This is a genomic window from Paenibacillus caseinilyticus, from assembly GCF_027533645.1.
Lineage (GTDB): Bacteria > Bacillota > Bacilli > Paenibacillales > NBRC-103111 > Paenibacillus_G > Paenibacillus_G caseinilyticus.
Genome location: NZ_JAQAGY010000010.1, coordinates 128,952 through 144,993 on the forward strand (window position 1 = coordinate 128,952; position 16,042 = coordinate 144,993).

The window sequence follows — 16,042 nt, forward strand, 5'->3', positions numbered from 1 at the left end:
TTGTCGCCCATACAACCGCGGGCTCCTTCGTGCGTATGTATCCTAAGAATATCGAAGGGGAGCGAATGGCATGCATCCAAAAACAAGAAACAGACGAAATCGCAGCACGCTGCTGCCGGTGCTCCTGCTGCTGGCGGCTGCGCTTGGCGGCTGCTCGGCGGAGGCGGACAGCCGGCTGGCCGTGATCAAAGATGAGGTAGCCGGTATCAAAGACGAGGTAGCAGGCGCAGTATCCGGCCTCCGAGAAACGATAGGGGCGAGCGTCGCCTCGCTGGATGCGGTGAACAGTCAGGTGGTGCAGGGAGCGTCCAAGCTTATCCTGCTTCTGGAGGAGCTGGACTTTGACCTCAGCTACCGGGAGAACGGGATCGCGTTCACCTCGGGGCAGGGGGTCAGCGGACTGGTCGGCGTAAGCGGCAATATGCTGGTGCTCGACGTATCCTCCGTCTCAAGCGATGCGGCTGCGGCCCAAACGATCATCCGCATCGCGAATGTATTCTCGGACGCGAACGCGGTGGAGGATAAAATCGGGGCGTTCATCGGCCGCGATCAAGTCCAGGAAACCCCGCTGCCCGGGGGCTATATCCGCTCGGACGGGCAGAAGCTGGATCTTCATTTGGAAACGCCTCTTTTGCAGTAAGCGGGGATACGGTTCGATAAGCACCAAAAAAGCTGCCCGACCGGGCAGCTTTTTTGGGTTGTATGGCTGAAGGTGCGGATAAACTTTGCATGTCTGGCATGGGGAACCCTAGCATCGCCGAAGGCGGAGCGATTGGGGGAAGCGGTCATACGTCTATAAATACTGCCGGAACAGCAGGAAGAGCATCACCAGAAGGATCAGTACCATGACGATATAGAACAGCGTAAGCCGGGACAGGTTGCCGGTTGTGCTTCTGTCGTAGCCCGGGTTGCCTTCCTTGTTAGTTTTGGAGAAGCCGACGAGAAAGGTTCCTGCCGCTCCAGCCAGCATAATAACGGCAAATGCAATCATGTAAGGGGTCATGGAGTACACCTCGCTTTCGCTTAGAGTAGCGGATGGTCAGTCTGTCCCTATTATATACGGTATCCGGGGTACTGTATGTGACGAACTTGTTAATGAATCCGGGGGCGCGGGTGCAAGGATGGATTTCGTTGGCGCCGCGGGGCTGGGCAGTTACGGGGCGTCGGCGTCGGCGACCATGAGGGCAGTCATCGCCGCGGATCTTCCTCGCTTGGCGGGCAGCATCTTTGATCTGGTATAATAAACCGGATGAGAACGCTTGAGAGAGAGGATGAGGGGAATGTTCGGTAAAGTAGCGGCAGATATTCTTGGATTGAGCGATGTGGGGAGCGTTATCCGTCCGGAGAATTACGATAAGGTGGATGCGGACGATTATGTCCTGCATGAAGACGGGGAGAAAATTTTTTTTCTGATCAAATCGAGGTCCGACGAGTACTGCTTTACGAACCAGGCACTGATCCATCTGGACGGCACCTCGGCGGCGAGCAAGAAACGGACGCTGCGGCGGTTCGCCTATGCGGCGTATCCGGTCTCGAACGTATCGCTCGAGACTGCGGGTACGGTGGACCTCGATGTGGAGATTAAGTTCACCATGGGCCAATCGGTCTACTCGATCGATGTGAATAAGAAGCATCTCGAAGAGCTGAAGGACCTGTACAAGGCCCTGATCAAAATCTCCGAGATCACGCGGGAGAATGAAGTCGCGCTCGGGTTTGCGCAGCAGAGCCTGGAGCTGGCGTCCACAACGCTCGGCCGGATGACGAAGACGGAGGGGAACCTGGTCGAAGGTTTCAAGGAACTGAATCAGAGTGCGTTCGCGTGGCTTGTCGAAACCCGCAAGCAGTACAGCGTCAAGGATTTTGGCTCCGTTTTCGAGCGCTATATTAACCAGTAGGCTTCGCCGCCAGCACCGCCGTCCGGGCAGCCGGACGGTTTTTTTTATGCTTCGACATGGGTGGAGGGGAAGGAAAAAGCTGGGAAGTGTCGAATCTTTGTAGTAGATCTTATTGCCCGAGACGCTGCAGTCTATACTCTATTACTTCTTCTCTAGCGGGGAGGAAAGCGGGAAGGAGGTCGGGCAGTCTATCCTTTGCACAGCCTTACGCTGCCGCCAAGCGCGGTGTGCGGACATCTCCGATACGTTTCGTATCGACCAAGGAAGGACAGGTGTTGTGTAACCATGGCAACCAAACGATGGAGGACTGCAGCCTGCGGTCTGCTGATGCTCCTGCTGCTGCCGGCCGGGGCTGATGCCGAAGCCGCACCTCCCGCGATCATCCGCCCCGATGCGGATACGAGGCAGGATTCGTTCCTGAATGTGGAGGTGGCTGCCTCCGGCGTCGAATCGTGGAGCAGGATGACGGCCAGCGTGGACGGCCGGGGCATCGATCTGGTCCGCGTCTGCCCGGAGACTTGCTCCTGGGTGGGCAGTCTGGACTTGAGAGGGCTGCCCAAAGGTCCCCGGACGCTGACCGTTGAGCCGACCGGTGCCGCGGGCGCGGGACCGAAGGCGGAGCAGCCGTTCTTTTATGTTCCCTCGCCGTATCTCCTCACGACTCCCGCCCCGCTGACCACCCTCACAAGTCTTCGTCTTCCAGTCCGAATTGTGCCGTACGGCTATTTACAAGACCCCGCCGCCATGGAGATCCGGGGAAGCGTATCGACCTCGGAAGGGGAAACCCTGGCCGAATTCCAAGGTCAAGGTCGGATCGACCAGGCCGTAGAACTCCAGGAGGCTGCAGGTCCGGAGCTGCTGTACCGGGTGAACGTGCTCGATGAGCAGCGGAACGTGCTGCACGAGCAGCTTCATCTGCTCCATTACGAGCCGTCCGAAGCAATAGCTGAGGCGGAGCGCGCTCCCGGAGAGATCGTCGATTTCGGCGAACGCCGGATCCTGTACCGGGGAGAAGCGAACGCGCTGGTGCTCAGAGAGCGCAACGGAGGCGGGGACGCGGTAGTCCTGCCTGCCGGACTCGGAACGGTGGAGCTTGCCGCGCTGACGCCGAACGGGGCGGCCGCGGTCGTCCAAGGCACCGAATCCCGGAGTCTCTACGTCTGGCGCGATCACCGGGTAGAGGCGATACGTGACGGGATCGGGGAGCGGGTCGAAGTGCGCGGAGCCTATGTGCTGTTCGACGAAGGAGACGGCCTTACCCGGTCGATTCTCGACACGTCGACGGGCAGTCTCCGGACGTTCGACGGGTCGCTCTACCGGGAAGGCGTCCTGACGGAAGACGGCGGACTGCTCTATGTCTCGGAAGGCGCGATCTCCCGTCTTCACCCGGACGGGACCGTGACCGAGGTTCTGGCGGGTGCGGGTGAAGCGGCGGGGCTGCTCTCCGACGGAGACCGGATTCTCTTCCGGGCGGGGGACCGGCTGATGCGGTATGACGGCAGCCGGCTGCAGGAGCTGGCGGGAGAGCTGTCCGGCACCCTGGAGGCCCACAAGGCCTATGAGAGCCGGGGCGGCTGGGCCGCGTACCTGAGCGGCGCAGGGGACGGAGCCACGCAGGCTGTTCTGCTTCCGCCGCAGGGGAAGGCCGTACAGGCGGAGCTGCCCTTCGGCGGCGCAGAGATAGCGGGACTCGGCGAGGACGGCACCATGTTCCTGCGCGGCGGCGGGAAGCTGTGGCGTCTCCTGCCGGGAGAGGCGCAGGTGCAGGAGACGGCTTCGGACCGCGGGAGCTTGAAGGAGCTCGGCGGGGGGCGCTGGCATAAGGCGCTCGGCGACACGCTGTTCGCGGTTCGCGAGGCAGGCGGTATATCCGGTCCGCTGTGGCCGGCAGGCGACCCGCTCTCCGCGGCGGAGGTCGGCCCGGATGCCGCCGTGCTGCAGTGGCTGCCTGCCATCGGCACGGCCGGGGCCCCTTCGGGGCCGGTCCGCGGAGCGGAGAAGCTGCCGCTCCCGGGCGGCGGGGTCACAGGCGGGGTGTACGGATCCGCCGGGATTGCGGAGTACCGGATCTACCGGGACGGCGAGCTGCAGGGAGCCGTCCCCGGCGGGGTCAACCGGTACCGGGCCGAAGGGCTGCGTCCCGGGACGACCTACGAATTCTCCGTCGAGGCGCGCGATGCGTCAGGGCGCTTCACGACGGACAATCCGAAGATCAGCGTCACGACGGGCGTATACGGACCCGAGGAAGCGTCGGGCCGGATCGCCTTGACCAAGAAGGCCGGCAGGGTCGTGCGGGGATCCGAAGTCGAGCTGCAGGTGCGGGCCGCGGAAGCGTCGGACCTGTATGGATTTCATCTCAAGCTGCAGTATGATCCGGCCCGGTTCAAGCTTACCGGAGCAGCACTCGGCAGCGGCTTCGGGCAAGCGTCATCGGATGCGGTGCTCGGCAGGAGCCTGAAGGGGGAGACCGCCTCGTTCGCAGGCGTCCTGCTTGGCCCCACGCCGGGACGCAGCGGCGAGATAGGCCTCTTGACGCTGAAGTTCCGGGCGCTGCAGCCCGGCACAGGCGAGTTCTCGGTGCTGCCGGATACAGCTCTGACGGATAGCGGCGGCCGGACCGGAATCCTGGAACAGCCGGTCCGGCTGAAGGTCACGGTCGAGTGAGACGGGGATGGATCCCTGCCCGGATCCCGGAATCGTGCCATTGCCGCTGAGCGCTCTTTGCGGGACCATCATTACGGTAGAAGTCATTGTGGTAGAAGTCATTGAGGTAGAAATCATTGAGGTGGACGTCATTGCGGGCGGACGTCATGGCCCATCCGGCTCCCGTTATGCACAGCCGGACAGGGGGCATGAGGAGCGGGGCGAGCCAAAGGAGGCTGCGGCTGCGGTTGAATGGGACGGTACTAGGGAAATCTAGTACTGGCGCCAACCTTTGGGATGCCGTATCGTTGTCATTGCGAACACCCCTACGGGGATTTGGGATAGAACATCAGGGCTGGGGTGAATGAACGAATGAGTTTGCTGCTGCTGCTTTTGGGTCCTTCGGTGATGATTGCCCTTGGCCTTCTGTTGCTGGAGAATATTCCAGTCACCTTCATCCTCTTCTATGGATGGCTATTGCTCGCGCCGCTGGTGGACAGCCTGCTGATCCGGCGCCAGGGGCTCCGGGAGACCCTGCTTCAGTTCGGGCTCTTCTACAATAAGCGCAATCTCTTCACCGGTTATCTCGTAGGCGGGGTCTTCTTCCTCGTGATGTCCGTGTCCATGTACCTGTATCATCCTTATTTCTTCGACCGGGATCACCTGGACCGGCTGCTGCAGCAGTGGGAATTCACCGGCGCGTATACCGGATGGCTCATTCTCATCCTGATCGCCGTCAATCCGCTGCTCGAAGAGACATACTGGCGCGGGTTCATGTTCCATCGACTCGAGGGGAGACTGCCCGGCGGGGCGCGGGTCTTCGTGACTTCGTTCTTCTATGCGCTCTATCATCTTGGTCCGCTCCTCCCCATGATGCTTTGGCCTGCCAATGTGCTGTTCACCCTGCCGGTCTTCGCCGCTGGGGTCGTATGGGCTGTGATGCGGCAGTGGTCGGGCTCCCTCTGGGGGTCGGTGGCGAGCCATGCGATCGCGGATATGGCGATTATCGGAGTCTACCTGCTCTATATCGTTTAAGCGGAACATCCCTTACAGGATGGGGGAAAGCAGCCGGTGCGGCTGCTTTTTTTGTTGAAGAATATATATCGCACCAGAGCTCGATCCTGTCTTCTTGTAGTTCTTATAAACGCGCATCGTCCTTAAAAGATGATGCGCGTTTATCTCGCCCGGGGCCCAGAAGTTTCCAAAAAGGTGATTAGACACCGTTCGCGAGGAATGCTATATTAATTGTGCGAATATTATGACAATTGTAGGGTGGATGAAAAGGAGGTGCCCCATGATCCAAGGGATTGCAAGAATGATGCCGTCTAAGCTGAGCCACCGGGTCTTCTTGGCCTTCACCGTGCTTGTCCTGCTGCCGATGCTGGGCCTGCAGCTCTATGCGTTCCAGCGTATCGAGAACGGCCTGTTCGACCAGGTGCATGAGTCGGGCCGGATTCAGCTAGAGCAGCTCAAATCCGCCTTCGAGACGACGCGCGGGATGCTCATTCCCGAGGTGATCTCGATCGAGATGAACTACCGCCTCATGGAGATGATCGAATATCCCGAACGCTTCGATACGTCGGAGCGGGTCGGCACGATCGCGGAAGCCTTCGAGAAGATCCAGTCCCGCAGCGGGGACAATTCGTCTTTTTTTCACCTGCAGCTTGCCGACCGGTACGGGCATTTCTATGAGTCGGGTGAACGCCGAATGGGCGATGTGGACGCCGAGCAGTTCGCCTTCCCCAAGGAACCGGCTCCCGGCATGCAGCCGCTGCTGGAGGATTCGCCCGCAGGCAAGATGCTGGCCTATTACGACGTGCTTACGAATGCGCAGGGAGAGGCCATCGGCCGGATCAAAATTTCCTTCCTGTTCACTTCGTGGATATATGCCAATACGAGGACTTTCTTGATCATCCAAGATTACTACCTCATCGACCGGCAGGGGACGATCCTGACGCAGAGCGGGCGGAGCGACCTTCATTCGGACACGGTCCGGTCTCTGCTGCAGGCCGGAGGTTCTTCGGGCGTGATGGTGGACGACAAGCTCGGCGTTCTTCTCCAGAGCACCCCGATACCCGCCTTGGACGCCCACCTGGTGTCCGGCTCGAAGCTCGACATCTACTTCGGCAACGCACGCAAAATCAAGAGCCAATTCGTCTCGCTGTTCCTTGTCTTGGCGCTGTTCTTCGTCCTCGTGACGTATTATATCCTGTCAGCGGCCACGCGCCCGCTGCTCCTTCTGCAGAAAAAGATGAAGGATCTCGTGCACAAAAACTTCCGGCTGCATATTCCGCCGGGCCGGTACTCCGGCGAGATTCTGACGCTGGTGCAGGCGTTCAACGGCATGATTACGGATATGAACCAGCTGATCCAGCGGCTGAAGTCGGAGGAGCGGCAGAAGGAGTCCGTCCGCTTCCAGGTGCTCATGGCGCAGATGGATCCGCATTTTTTGATGAACACCCTCAACACGATCAAGTGGCACGCCACCTCGAAGCAGGACCCGGACACGGCCCGCGTCTGTCTGGCGCTCGGGAAGCTCCTCGAGAAGAGCCTGAACGTGGAGGAGGATCTTATTCATCTTATCAAGGAGGTCGAACTCGTGCATGCGTATGCGGAGATTCAGAACTTCCGGTTCCGGGATAAATTCACGGTCGAATTCGAATACGAACCGGACCTCGATTATGCCCTGGTTCCGAAGCTGAGCCTGCAGCCGCTCGTGGAGAATTCGATCATTCACGGCTTCGAGCGCATGAAGCACGGAGGGCATATCCGGATCCGGGTGTATCAGGAGCGGGGGAAGCTGTTCATGGAAGTGATCGACAACGGGCAGGGGCTTGCAGATGAAGGAGCGCCGAGGAAGAAGCTGCGTACCCGCAAAGGAATCGGCCTACACAACCTGAGGGAACGGCTGCAGCTGCTGTTCCGCCACGAGGCGTACCTGGAACTGCGGCCTCTGCCTATCGGGTGCAAAGCGGTCGTATGCCAGCCGTTCCTGCTGTCCAAACCGTTCTCGGACGGGGCGGCGCAAGTTCAAGCATAGGAGGGATGAGACATGTGGACACTGCTGCTGGTGGAAGATGAACCTTACGTCAGGGAAACGATCAAATCGACCGTAGACTGGTCCTCCGCGGGCTTCCGGCTGGTCGGGGAGGCCGAAGACGGCGCACAGGCGCTGGAGCTGATCGGCGAGCTGCGTCCCGATCTCGTCATCTGCGACATCGTCATGCCCGTGATGGACGGGATTGAAGTATTGGAGACGGCGAGCAAGGCTTACCCCGAGAGCCGGTTCATCATGCTCACCTGCATGAACGAATTCGAATACGCCCGCTCTTCTCTGGAGCATGGGGCGATTGGGTATCTGCTCAAGCTGTCCCTGGGGCCTGAAGCGCTGCTCGGCGCGCTGGCCAAAGCGGCCAAGGACCTGGAGCGGGAGCAGTCCCGGCGGGAAGCGGCTGCCGCGGTGTATCTGCAGGGGCGCTGCGACGCCATCTGGGCGCGCCGGATGCAGACGGCAGCCTCGGCCCCGCCGGAATCCCCCGGCGCGCCTGCAGAGCCTGCGGCGCTGTCGCCGTTCCCCTACGTCACCATCCTGACAGGATGGAGCGCGGACTTCGGTGCTCCGGGGCAGGAGGCGGGAGCGCAGGAGCCCCGGACGGACTCCGAAGGCCAGTCGGCGTATCTCTTCACTTACCGGCGGGAGGGAGTCGCCACCCGGTTCCTCTGGAGCCCGGTACGTCCTCCGGCGCCGCTGGACCCCCCGGAGCATCCGGAGCCCGTAGTATGGCTGCCGGCCGTCCGGGCTTCGGAGTGGGAGACAGCTTGGCAGACGGCGCTGGACGCACTCGACGAAGGGTGGTATTCGGGCGCCAGGGGACGGCTTCCTGCCCATTCCGTCCGTAAGGAGGGCCGGCCGCCCCATGCCGCTTGGGAGTGGGAGAGGGATCTCTGGAAAAGTGTGGAAGAGCGGCAGCGCGGCTCGGCGGAGGAGCAGCTCGGCCGGTTGTGGTCCGCGATGGAGGAAGGCCGCTGGCCTTCTCCTGCGGTGAAGACGTTCGCCCTCCACTGCGACCGGACTTTCGCCAAGGTGCTGGGCGCTGCGGCCGCATCCGAGGAGGAACTGTGGAGCACGCGCAGCCATGCGGAGGCGAAGCGGACGCTGTTCCGGCGGCTGGCGGCCTACCAGGAAGAGGCAGACGGGAGCCGGGCGCTGCAGACCGACCACGCCGAACTGAACAAAGTGCTCCGCCACATTCATGCGCACTTGCACGAGGATTTGAATTTGACGGGGCTGGCCCGGTCCGTGAACATGGACCCGCATTATTTCAGCAAGCTGTTCAAAAAGAAAACAGGCGAGAACCTCATCTCTTACGTGCAGCGGCAGCGGGTGGAGCAGGCGAAGAAGCTGCTGCTGGAGACGAATCTCGCGGTGAAGGAGATCGGCGAGCGCCTCGGCTTCGAGAACGAGAACTATTTCTTCCGCACCTTCAAGCGGTGGACGAACGAGACGCCGGGCGCCTTCCGCAAGGGCGGCAGCCCGACGTCGTAAGTCCGCCTGCCGCCGCCGTTCCGCCGCCACGTGCCAGGAGCGCGGGCGCCACGGCCTCTGGCCAGCGCCGGCCCGGCAATCCCTGCACACTGGCCGGTCTGTTGTGTACGCCATCCTGCGCTGCGTGCGCGGTGCACGGGAGCCCACGGACCCTGATCAGCTCGTCCCGGCAATCGCGCCAGCGTACCGCTCCCGTTCTGCCCGGACTCCGATCCGCACCGGCCCGTTCAGCCCGCCGGCTGATCCTGCGCTGCGGCCCGCGAGTCGGCCCCGCGCCGCTCGCCGTTCCGCGGATCCGCACTGTTGTGCCCCTGCGTTGCGCACCGCAGCATCGGGCGCCCGCGGCCCCTGGTCAGCTCGTCCCAGCAATCGCGCCTGCGCACCGCTCCCGGTCTCCATCACCGGACTGCACATTCCGGCGCTCCTCTGTAAGCGTCACCAAAAATGTGCAGTCCGGAAGACAAACCTGTGCATTCATCCTTGGAAGCCTCTCTGGTACGATAGGTACAACAAGAGAAAGTATCAACAAGGAGGGTGTGGAAGATGGAGAGAGCTCTGGATATCCGCTCTACGGCCCGTCCGCAGAAAAGAGCGGCACGTTCCTTATGGAAGGCCGTGCTGCAGCACCAGATGCTGTATTGGATGCTGCTGCCGGGCTTGGCCTATTTTATCGTATACCGGTATGTACCGATGTTTGGAGCCGTTCTCGCATTCAAGGAATTCGACTTCTCGCTCGGCATTCTTGCGAGCCCTTGGGCGGACCCTTGGCACAAGAACTTCACATTCTTTTTCCAGTCGCCGTACTTCTCGCAGCTGCTGACGAACACGCTTCTCATCTCGCTCTATAAATTGGTGTTCGGCACGATCCCGCCGATCCTGGTGGCGGTCCTGTTCTACGAATGCCGCACCTTATGGTTCCGCAATATCGTCCAGACGCTGAGCTTCATGCCCCACTTCCTGTCCTGGGTCATCGTCTACGGAATCTCGATCGCCTTCCTGTCGGAGACCACAGGGCTGTTCAACCGCTGGTTCACGGAGAGCGGCGTGGACCCGATCCCGTTCCTGACCTCGAGCGAGTGGTTCCGGAGCGTGCTGGTCGGCACCGATATGTGGAAGGACATGGGCTGGGGGGCGATCATCTACTTGGCTGCGATGAGCTCGATCGACCCGACGCTGTACGAAGCCGCACGGGTGGACGGCGCGGGCCGGCTGCGGATGATCTGGAGCATCACCCTGCCGGGCATCCGCCATATTATCGTGCTTATGCTGATCCTGAAGCTCGGCCATCTGCTCGACGCGGGCTTCGAACAAATCTATGTCATGTACAACGTGCACGTGATGCCCGTAAGCGATATCATCGATACCTGGGTGTTCCGGGTGGGGCTGGAGCAGATGAACTTCGGTCTGGCGAGTGCGGTCGGCTTGTTCAAATCCCTGATCGGGCTCGTGCTCGTCCTGGGATCCAACATGCTGGCGAAGCGATGGGGGGATGAAGGCATATGGTAAAGCACACGTCCGACCGGGTCTTCAACCTCTTCGTCTACACGCTGCTGCTCGTCGTTGCCGTCGTCTCGCTGGCTCCGATGCTGTACGTCATCTCGGTATCGCTTACCCCGTATTCCGAGGTGCTGAAGAACGGCGGTTTCATTATCATCCCGAAGCAGATTACGCTTGAAGCCTACAAGCTGCTCTGGGAGACGCCGCTCATTCCGAACGCGCTCTATGTCAACGTCTGGATCACCGTGGTCGGCACATTCCTGAACATGGTGCTGACCGTCCTGATGGCATACCCGCTCAGCCGCCAGACGCTGCCTGGCCGCAAGATCTTCCTGTTCCTCGTCGTGTTCACGATGATCTTCAACGGCGGGCTCATTCCGACTTACATGGTCGTGCAGTCCACGGGGCTGCTCAACAGTGTGTGGGCCATGATTCTGCCCAATATCGTCTGGGCGTTCAACCTGCTCGTGCTCAAAACGTTCTTCGAAGGACTGCCGAAGGAGCTCTTCGAATCCGCCCGGATGGATGGAGCCGGAGAGGCGAGGGTGCTGCTGCAGATCGTGATTCCGCTGTCGGTACCGGCAATGCTGACTGTCGGCATGTTCTATACGGTCGGCCACTGGAACGAATTTTTTCAGGCGGTCATGTACGTGCAGGATAAGGGGCTGCTGCCTCTGCAGGTCGTCATCCGGGGCATCCTGTCGATGAACGAAATTTCGATGACCAACGTCGATGAGGTGCTGCCGACCACCACGCTCCAGATGGCGGCGGTCGTGCTGGCGAGCATCCCGATTATCATCGTCTATCCTTTTATCCAGAAGCACTTCTCCAAAGGCATGCTCCTCGGCGGCATCAAGGGCTGATCGGGAGGGGCCGGGCATCGGGTGAAATTTTGGTCCTCCCCAGAGGAACCAAATTCAGCATAGTACCTTATCTATATATAAAGGCAGGGGATCGTTCATGAACAACAAACGGTGGGTGCGGGTATTGATGGGAACCATGCTGACTTCGGGGCTTCTCGTAAGCGCTTGCGCTCCCAAAGCGGCGGATCCGGCTGCGGGCAAGGAGCCTGCGGCCAAAGGGGCTGAGCCGTCAGCGGCCCCATCGGCCGGACCGGTGTCGATCACGATGGCGAGAGCGGGGTCGCCTTCGGCGATTCCCAAAGAAGACTTCGTGAAGAAGGAACTCGACGCGAAGCTCGGGATCAACTTCAAGCTCGACCTGACCGACGATAAGGAGCATGCGAACAAACTCAGCGTGCTGGCCGCTTCGCAGAACCTGCCTGATCTGCTGGAGATCAAGGAGAAGGATCTCTCGGTTTACTACCAGATGGCCCGCAACGGCCTGCTGCTTGACTTGACGCCGTATCTTGATAAGCTTGGCGCCGTGAAAAAGCAGGTGGGCGAAGAAGGCTTTACGAAAGGGAAGGTCGACGGGAAAGTATTCGGCTTCTCGCAGGCCCCAAGGATCGTGCCCCAAGGCTTCTGGATCCGCAAGGACTGGCTCGACAAGCTGGGACTGAAACCGCCGACGACGATGGATGAGCTGCTCGAAGTTGCGAAAGCGTTTACGGAAAAAGATCCGGACGGCAACGGCAAGAAAGACACCTACGGCATCTCCGGCACCCGGGAGACCGAGCGCGGCTTCCTGGGCGCCCATGGTACGACGGAGCCGAACAAATTCTATATTCAGGACGGCAAGCTGATCAACTCGCTCTATGACCCGAACATGAAGAAGGGTATCGAGGAATTCCAGCGTTTCCTGAAAGCGGGCGTGGTTGATCCGGAGCTGTTCACGAATAAAGTGGCGGATGTGACGGACAAAGCGGCCAAAGGCTTCGCGGGGATCTTCTACGAGCAGTGGGCGGGACTGGTGCGCGACGAGCATGTCAAGAAGATGAAGGAAATCAACCCCAACGCCGAGCTGGTGCTGCTGCCGGCACTTCAGGGAGCGAAGAACATCCGCTTCAACGATGTCGGTCAGATTACCGCCATCATCGCCATTCCGAAGAAGCTCGAGAAGGATCCTGAGAAGCTGGCTAAAGTATTCGAACTCCTGAACTACGTCTCGGACGGCGACGGAGCGAATCTCGTCTATTACGGCCAGAAGGATGTGCACTGGAAGAAAGAAGGCGAGAAGATCGTCCTGACCGAGAAGAAGGGCGAAGCCTCCTATACATGGCTCTACCAGCTCACCGGGCGTCCGGAGATGGATTACCTCATGACCAAGTTCCCTCCGCAGGCCCAGCTCATCAAGGAGTCGAGTTCTCTGCCCGAGCTCAAGGTCTACAACGGCTTCGTCATTCCGCCAAAAGGCTTCAACGTGACCGACGCCAACCGGTTCATCGGCGAAGAAATGCTGAAGTTCTACACCGGCAAGGCGAAGCTCGAAGAGTATGACGCGTTCCTCGGCTCCCTGGAGAAAACCTTTAACTTCAAGGGGTATCTGGACGAAGCGGACAAAACGCTGAAAGGGCTCGGGTACGTTAAATAAATTGAACGCCGCTGGCCCGGGCACGGGCGAGGCCGTTCCTGCCGCCGATATTCCGCAGCAGATGGCAGTACCATAAGCTTGGCACTCCGTTCCCGGGAAGTCTCTTCCCGGGAACTTGAGGGCTTACAGCGCTTTTTGTGCCTGCGGGGACTTAACGGTCTGCCGGGGCATGGGAGCGATTGTAAGCTCATAAGTGTATAATCCTGCGGGCGGAGCCCGGGGAGGTGAGGAGGGCCGATCATCCTTATATAACAAGGATGCGGCAACAAGGCAGTATATCCGCCGAAATACTGGCGGGTCGATGCAGGAACGGCTGGGGGCTTGGGCTTGTATAGAGATAGAGGGTTCGCCTGAAGGCGATGGCTGGCACCGAGTGAAGTACGCTTCCACGAACGTCGCCCGTTCTCTTTAAGTCGGCGGTAAGACACGCGCGGATTTCCGTCAAGACCATTCGACTGGAAGCCGGCGGAGGAACGCTCTGCAGCCTGCGGGCTTATTGGAGTTACCTTCCGGGATGCCTGCTGCAGCGCAGAAGACACCGAGGAGGGACCGCTATTTCGGATTTGCACCGCAACGCCTTGCCCGTGTGTCCATTCGCCTGGTGACCGTCACCCCAAAGAGGAGGTCATCCATTTGAACAAATGGCTGAAGTTTATCTCCACCGCCTTACTTGTCGTGATATTTGTAACCGTTTTCAACGGCTTGTCCTTTCCGGGTCGTGCCGAGGCCGGCTTCGCGAGCTTTATTACGCGCAGCGGAGACCAGCTGATGGACGGGGACACGCCGTACCGCTTCATCGGGTCCAATCATCCGTTCCTCGAGCGCTCGTGGATGGATGTGGTGGAGGTCGAGGATTCGATCCGGGCGGCAAGGCTGTCCGGCATAGATGTTATCCGCACCTACCCTTTCGAGGTGAGAATGAAAGCCGATCCCCCCGGCACGCCGAGACACGTTCTGGCGCCCGGACAATACAACGAGAAGGCGTTCCAGCTGATGGACCGGGTGCTCTATCTCGCCGCGCAGTATAACGTGCGCCTCATCGTTCCTTTCGTCGATTCCCATAACTATATCGGCGGCGTGGAGGATTGGGCGGGATTCCGCGGCAAGACCAAGGTCGAGTTCTACAGCGACCCTCAGGTCAAGCAGGATTTCAAGGCCTTCATTACGTATGTCCTGAACCGGAAAAATAAATATACAGGAGCCCTGTATAAGGACGATCCAACGATTCTGGCCTGGCAGCTCGGCAACGAGCTCGGTTCTTCGGATACGTGGACGACCGAGATGGCCGCCCATGTCAAAAGCATCGACACCAACCACCTGCTGGCCGACGGGGGCTATGTCCGTGCCCAGGGAATTAAGGCGAATGCACTGAAAGATCCCAATATCGATATTATCGATCCGCATATTTATGGTTATCATCAAGTGGATCTCGGCGCGAAGCTGGCCGAGTGGAGGAAGACGACCCAAGGCAAGAAGGCGCTGATGATCGGGGAGTTCGGCGACTACAGCGCAGCCCAGATCGAGCAGCTTCTCTCCACCGTGCAGTCGAACGGTACCACGGGCGCGCTGTTCTGGGGTACGATGCACCATCACCGCCAAGGGGGATGGCACTGGCAGCCCGCCAATGGCTGGTCTTATCTGCGGTATCCCGGCTTCTCCACCGGAGACTGGGCGAACGAGACCACGACGATCAACCTGATGCGTTCCTATGCGTACTCCATCCGCGGCGGGTCGGTGCCGCCATGGCCTGCGCCGGAGACGCCGGTGATGTTCCCGTCGGATTCGGTTCATACGCTCTCCTGGCTGGGGGCCTCGGGTGTCAGCTCATATGATATTGAACGCGCCGAAGCGCCGGGCGGACCGTGGCTGATGATCGCAAGCCAGGTGACCGATGATGTTACCGTGCCGAGGCACCATACGTTCACCGTACCGCTGTTCGATGACGGGTCGGCCGCTGTCGGCGGTTCGTATTATTACCGGATCCGGGCGAAGAATCCGGATGGCATTCTTTCTCCGTATTCGAATGTGGTCGGTCCCATCGTCCCCAAGAAGGTGATCGTGATCGACCAGGGCGACAGCGGATACACGGAGACGGGTACCTGGGGAGACAGCGACATGCCCGGCAGCTATGGCGGCCTCTCCCGATTCAGCAGTACGAACGGCAGCACGGTGCAGTGGACGCCGAACATTCCGCAGGCGGGATACTACAATGTGTATGTCCGCTACCCGCTCCACAAGGATTCCGAGGAGAACGTGCTCTATACGCTCTATAACGGAGTCAACAACAACTCGTACGTGGACCAGACGACGATCGCGAGTGGCCAGTGGCGCCTGCTCGAGACCGTCTACCTGCGCCAGGGTACGGGCAACTACGTCAAGTTCAAAGTAACCACTACGGCCAATCACCGTGCGGATGCCGTGATGTTCGAGCCGGTCTATTACGGGGACGGCTTCCAGGACGGCAATACGAACTCCTGGACACTGCTCAGCGGCAGCTGGTCGCTCGCAACCGATGAGAGAACCAAGGTCATGAAGCAAACAGGAGGCGGCATTGCGGAGGCCCTCGGCCCGTTGTCTCCTGCGGATCTCAGTGTGACGTCAGCGATCAAGGCGCACGATACCGGATCCCAAGCCTCCACTGGGCTCATCGCCAGAGCAGCGCCCGATATGTCCAGCTATTACACGCTTCGCATCAATTATGAATTGAATAAGATTCAGTTGTACAAGAAAGTGAATGACACTTGGACCCGGCTGGCCGAGAAGGATTGGTTCGCTGCTCCAGGCACCTGGTATATTCTTCGGCTTGAACTGAAAGGCAATGCCCTGAAAGGGTATGTGAACGGCGTAGAGAAGCTTAGCGCCACCGATACCACATTGATTGGTGAGGGCCATATCGGCCTGCGAACCGTGAATCAAACGGCCGTGTTTGACAGCGTGATGGTTGACGCGAAGTAACCGGTGCGTCTCC

Annotated in this window: 12 protein-coding genes; 11 read left to right on the top strand and 1 reads right to left on the bottom strand. The window is 60.0% G+C overall.

Annotated features, from left to right (window positions below):
* The first annotated feature begins 70 nt into the window (after window positions 1-70).
* Complete coding sequence (locus O9H32_RS16820) at window positions 71-640, top strand: hypothetical protein (RefSeq protein ID WP_269867280.1); 570 nt, start codon at window positions 71-73, stop codon at window positions 638-640.
* 153 nt (window positions 641-793) lie between these two features.
* Here O9H32_RS16820 and O9H32_RS16825 read toward each other — a convergent pair whose 3' ends face one another.
* Window positions 794-1,003: a hypothetical protein gene (locus O9H32_RS16825; protein WP_269867281.1), complete on the bottom strand. Its 210-nt coding sequence runs from the start codon at window positions 1,001-1,003 to the stop codon at window positions 794-796.
* A gap of 277 nt (window positions 1,004-1,280) precedes the next feature.
* Here O9H32_RS16825 and O9H32_RS16830 point away from each other — a divergent pair, with 277 nt between their 5' ends.
* From O9H32_RS16830 to O9H32_RS16875, 10 genes are all read left to right on the top strand, one after another.
* The gene (locus O9H32_RS16830) at window positions 1,281-1,895 is read left to right on the top strand and encodes a PH domain-containing protein (RefSeq protein ID WP_269867282.1); all 615 of its coding nucleotides are present in this window, start codon (window positions 1,281-1,283) and stop codon (window positions 1,893-1,895) included.
* Between the two features lie 285 nt (window positions 1,896-2,180).
* Window positions 2,181-4,559 carry a hypothetical protein gene (locus O9H32_RS16835; protein WP_269867283.1) on the top strand — a complete coding sequence of 793 codons (2,379 nt, stop codon included), beginning with the start codon at window positions 2,181-2,183 and terminating at the stop codon, window positions 4,557-4,559.
* A 40-nt stretch (window positions 4,560-4,599) separates the two neighbouring features.
* Complete coding sequence (locus tag O9H32_RS16840; RefSeq protein WP_269867284.1) at window positions 4,600-4,815, top strand: hypothetical protein; 216 nt, start codon at window positions 4,600-4,602, stop codon at window positions 4,813-4,815.
* 95 nt (window positions 4,816-4,910) lie between these two features.
* Complete coding sequence (locus O9H32_RS16845; RefSeq protein WP_269867285.1) at window positions 4,911-5,573, top strand: CPBP family intramembrane glutamic endopeptidase; 663 nt, start codon at window positions 4,911-4,913, stop codon at window positions 5,571-5,573.
* A gap of 259 nt (window positions 5,574-5,832) precedes the next feature.
* A complete protein-coding gene (locus tag O9H32_RS16850) occupies window positions 5,833-7,578 on the top strand; it encodes a sensor histidine kinase (RefSeq protein WP_269867286.1) in 1,746 nt (581 codons plus the stop codon).
* Window positions 7,579-7,590: 12 nt separating this feature from the next.
* Window positions 7,591-9,084 carry a response regulator transcription factor gene (locus O9H32_RS16855; protein WP_269867287.1) on the top strand — a complete coding sequence of 498 codons (1,494 nt, stop codon included), beginning with the start codon at window positions 7,591-7,593 and terminating at the stop codon, window positions 9,082-9,084.
* A gap of 543 nt (window positions 9,085-9,627) precedes the next feature.
* Complete coding sequence (locus O9H32_RS16860; protein WP_269867288.1) at window positions 9,628-10,590, top strand: ABC transporter permease; 963 nt, start codon at window positions 9,628-9,630, stop codon at window positions 10,588-10,590.
* Window positions 10,584-11,444: a carbohydrate ABC transporter permease gene (locus tag O9H32_RS16865; protein WP_269867289.1), complete on the top strand. Its 861-nt coding sequence runs from the start codon at window positions 10,584-10,586 to the stop codon at window positions 11,442-11,444. Before O9H32_RS16860 ends, O9H32_RS16865 begins: the two co-directional genes overlap by 7 nt.
* Before the next feature lie 97 nt (window positions 11,445-11,541).
* Window positions 11,542-13,074 (top strand): extracellular solute-binding protein, encoded by a 1,533-nt coding sequence (locus O9H32_RS16870; RefSeq protein WP_269867290.1) that lies wholly within the window; start codon window positions 11,542-11,544, stop codon window positions 13,072-13,074.
* 633 nt (window positions 13,075-13,707) lie between these two features.
* A complete protein-coding gene (locus O9H32_RS16875) occupies window positions 13,708-16,029 on the top strand; it encodes a golvesin C-terminal-like domain-containing protein (RefSeq protein WP_269867291.1) in 2,322 nt (773 codons plus the stop codon).
* The last annotated feature ends 13 nt before the right edge of the window (window positions 16,030-16,042 follow it).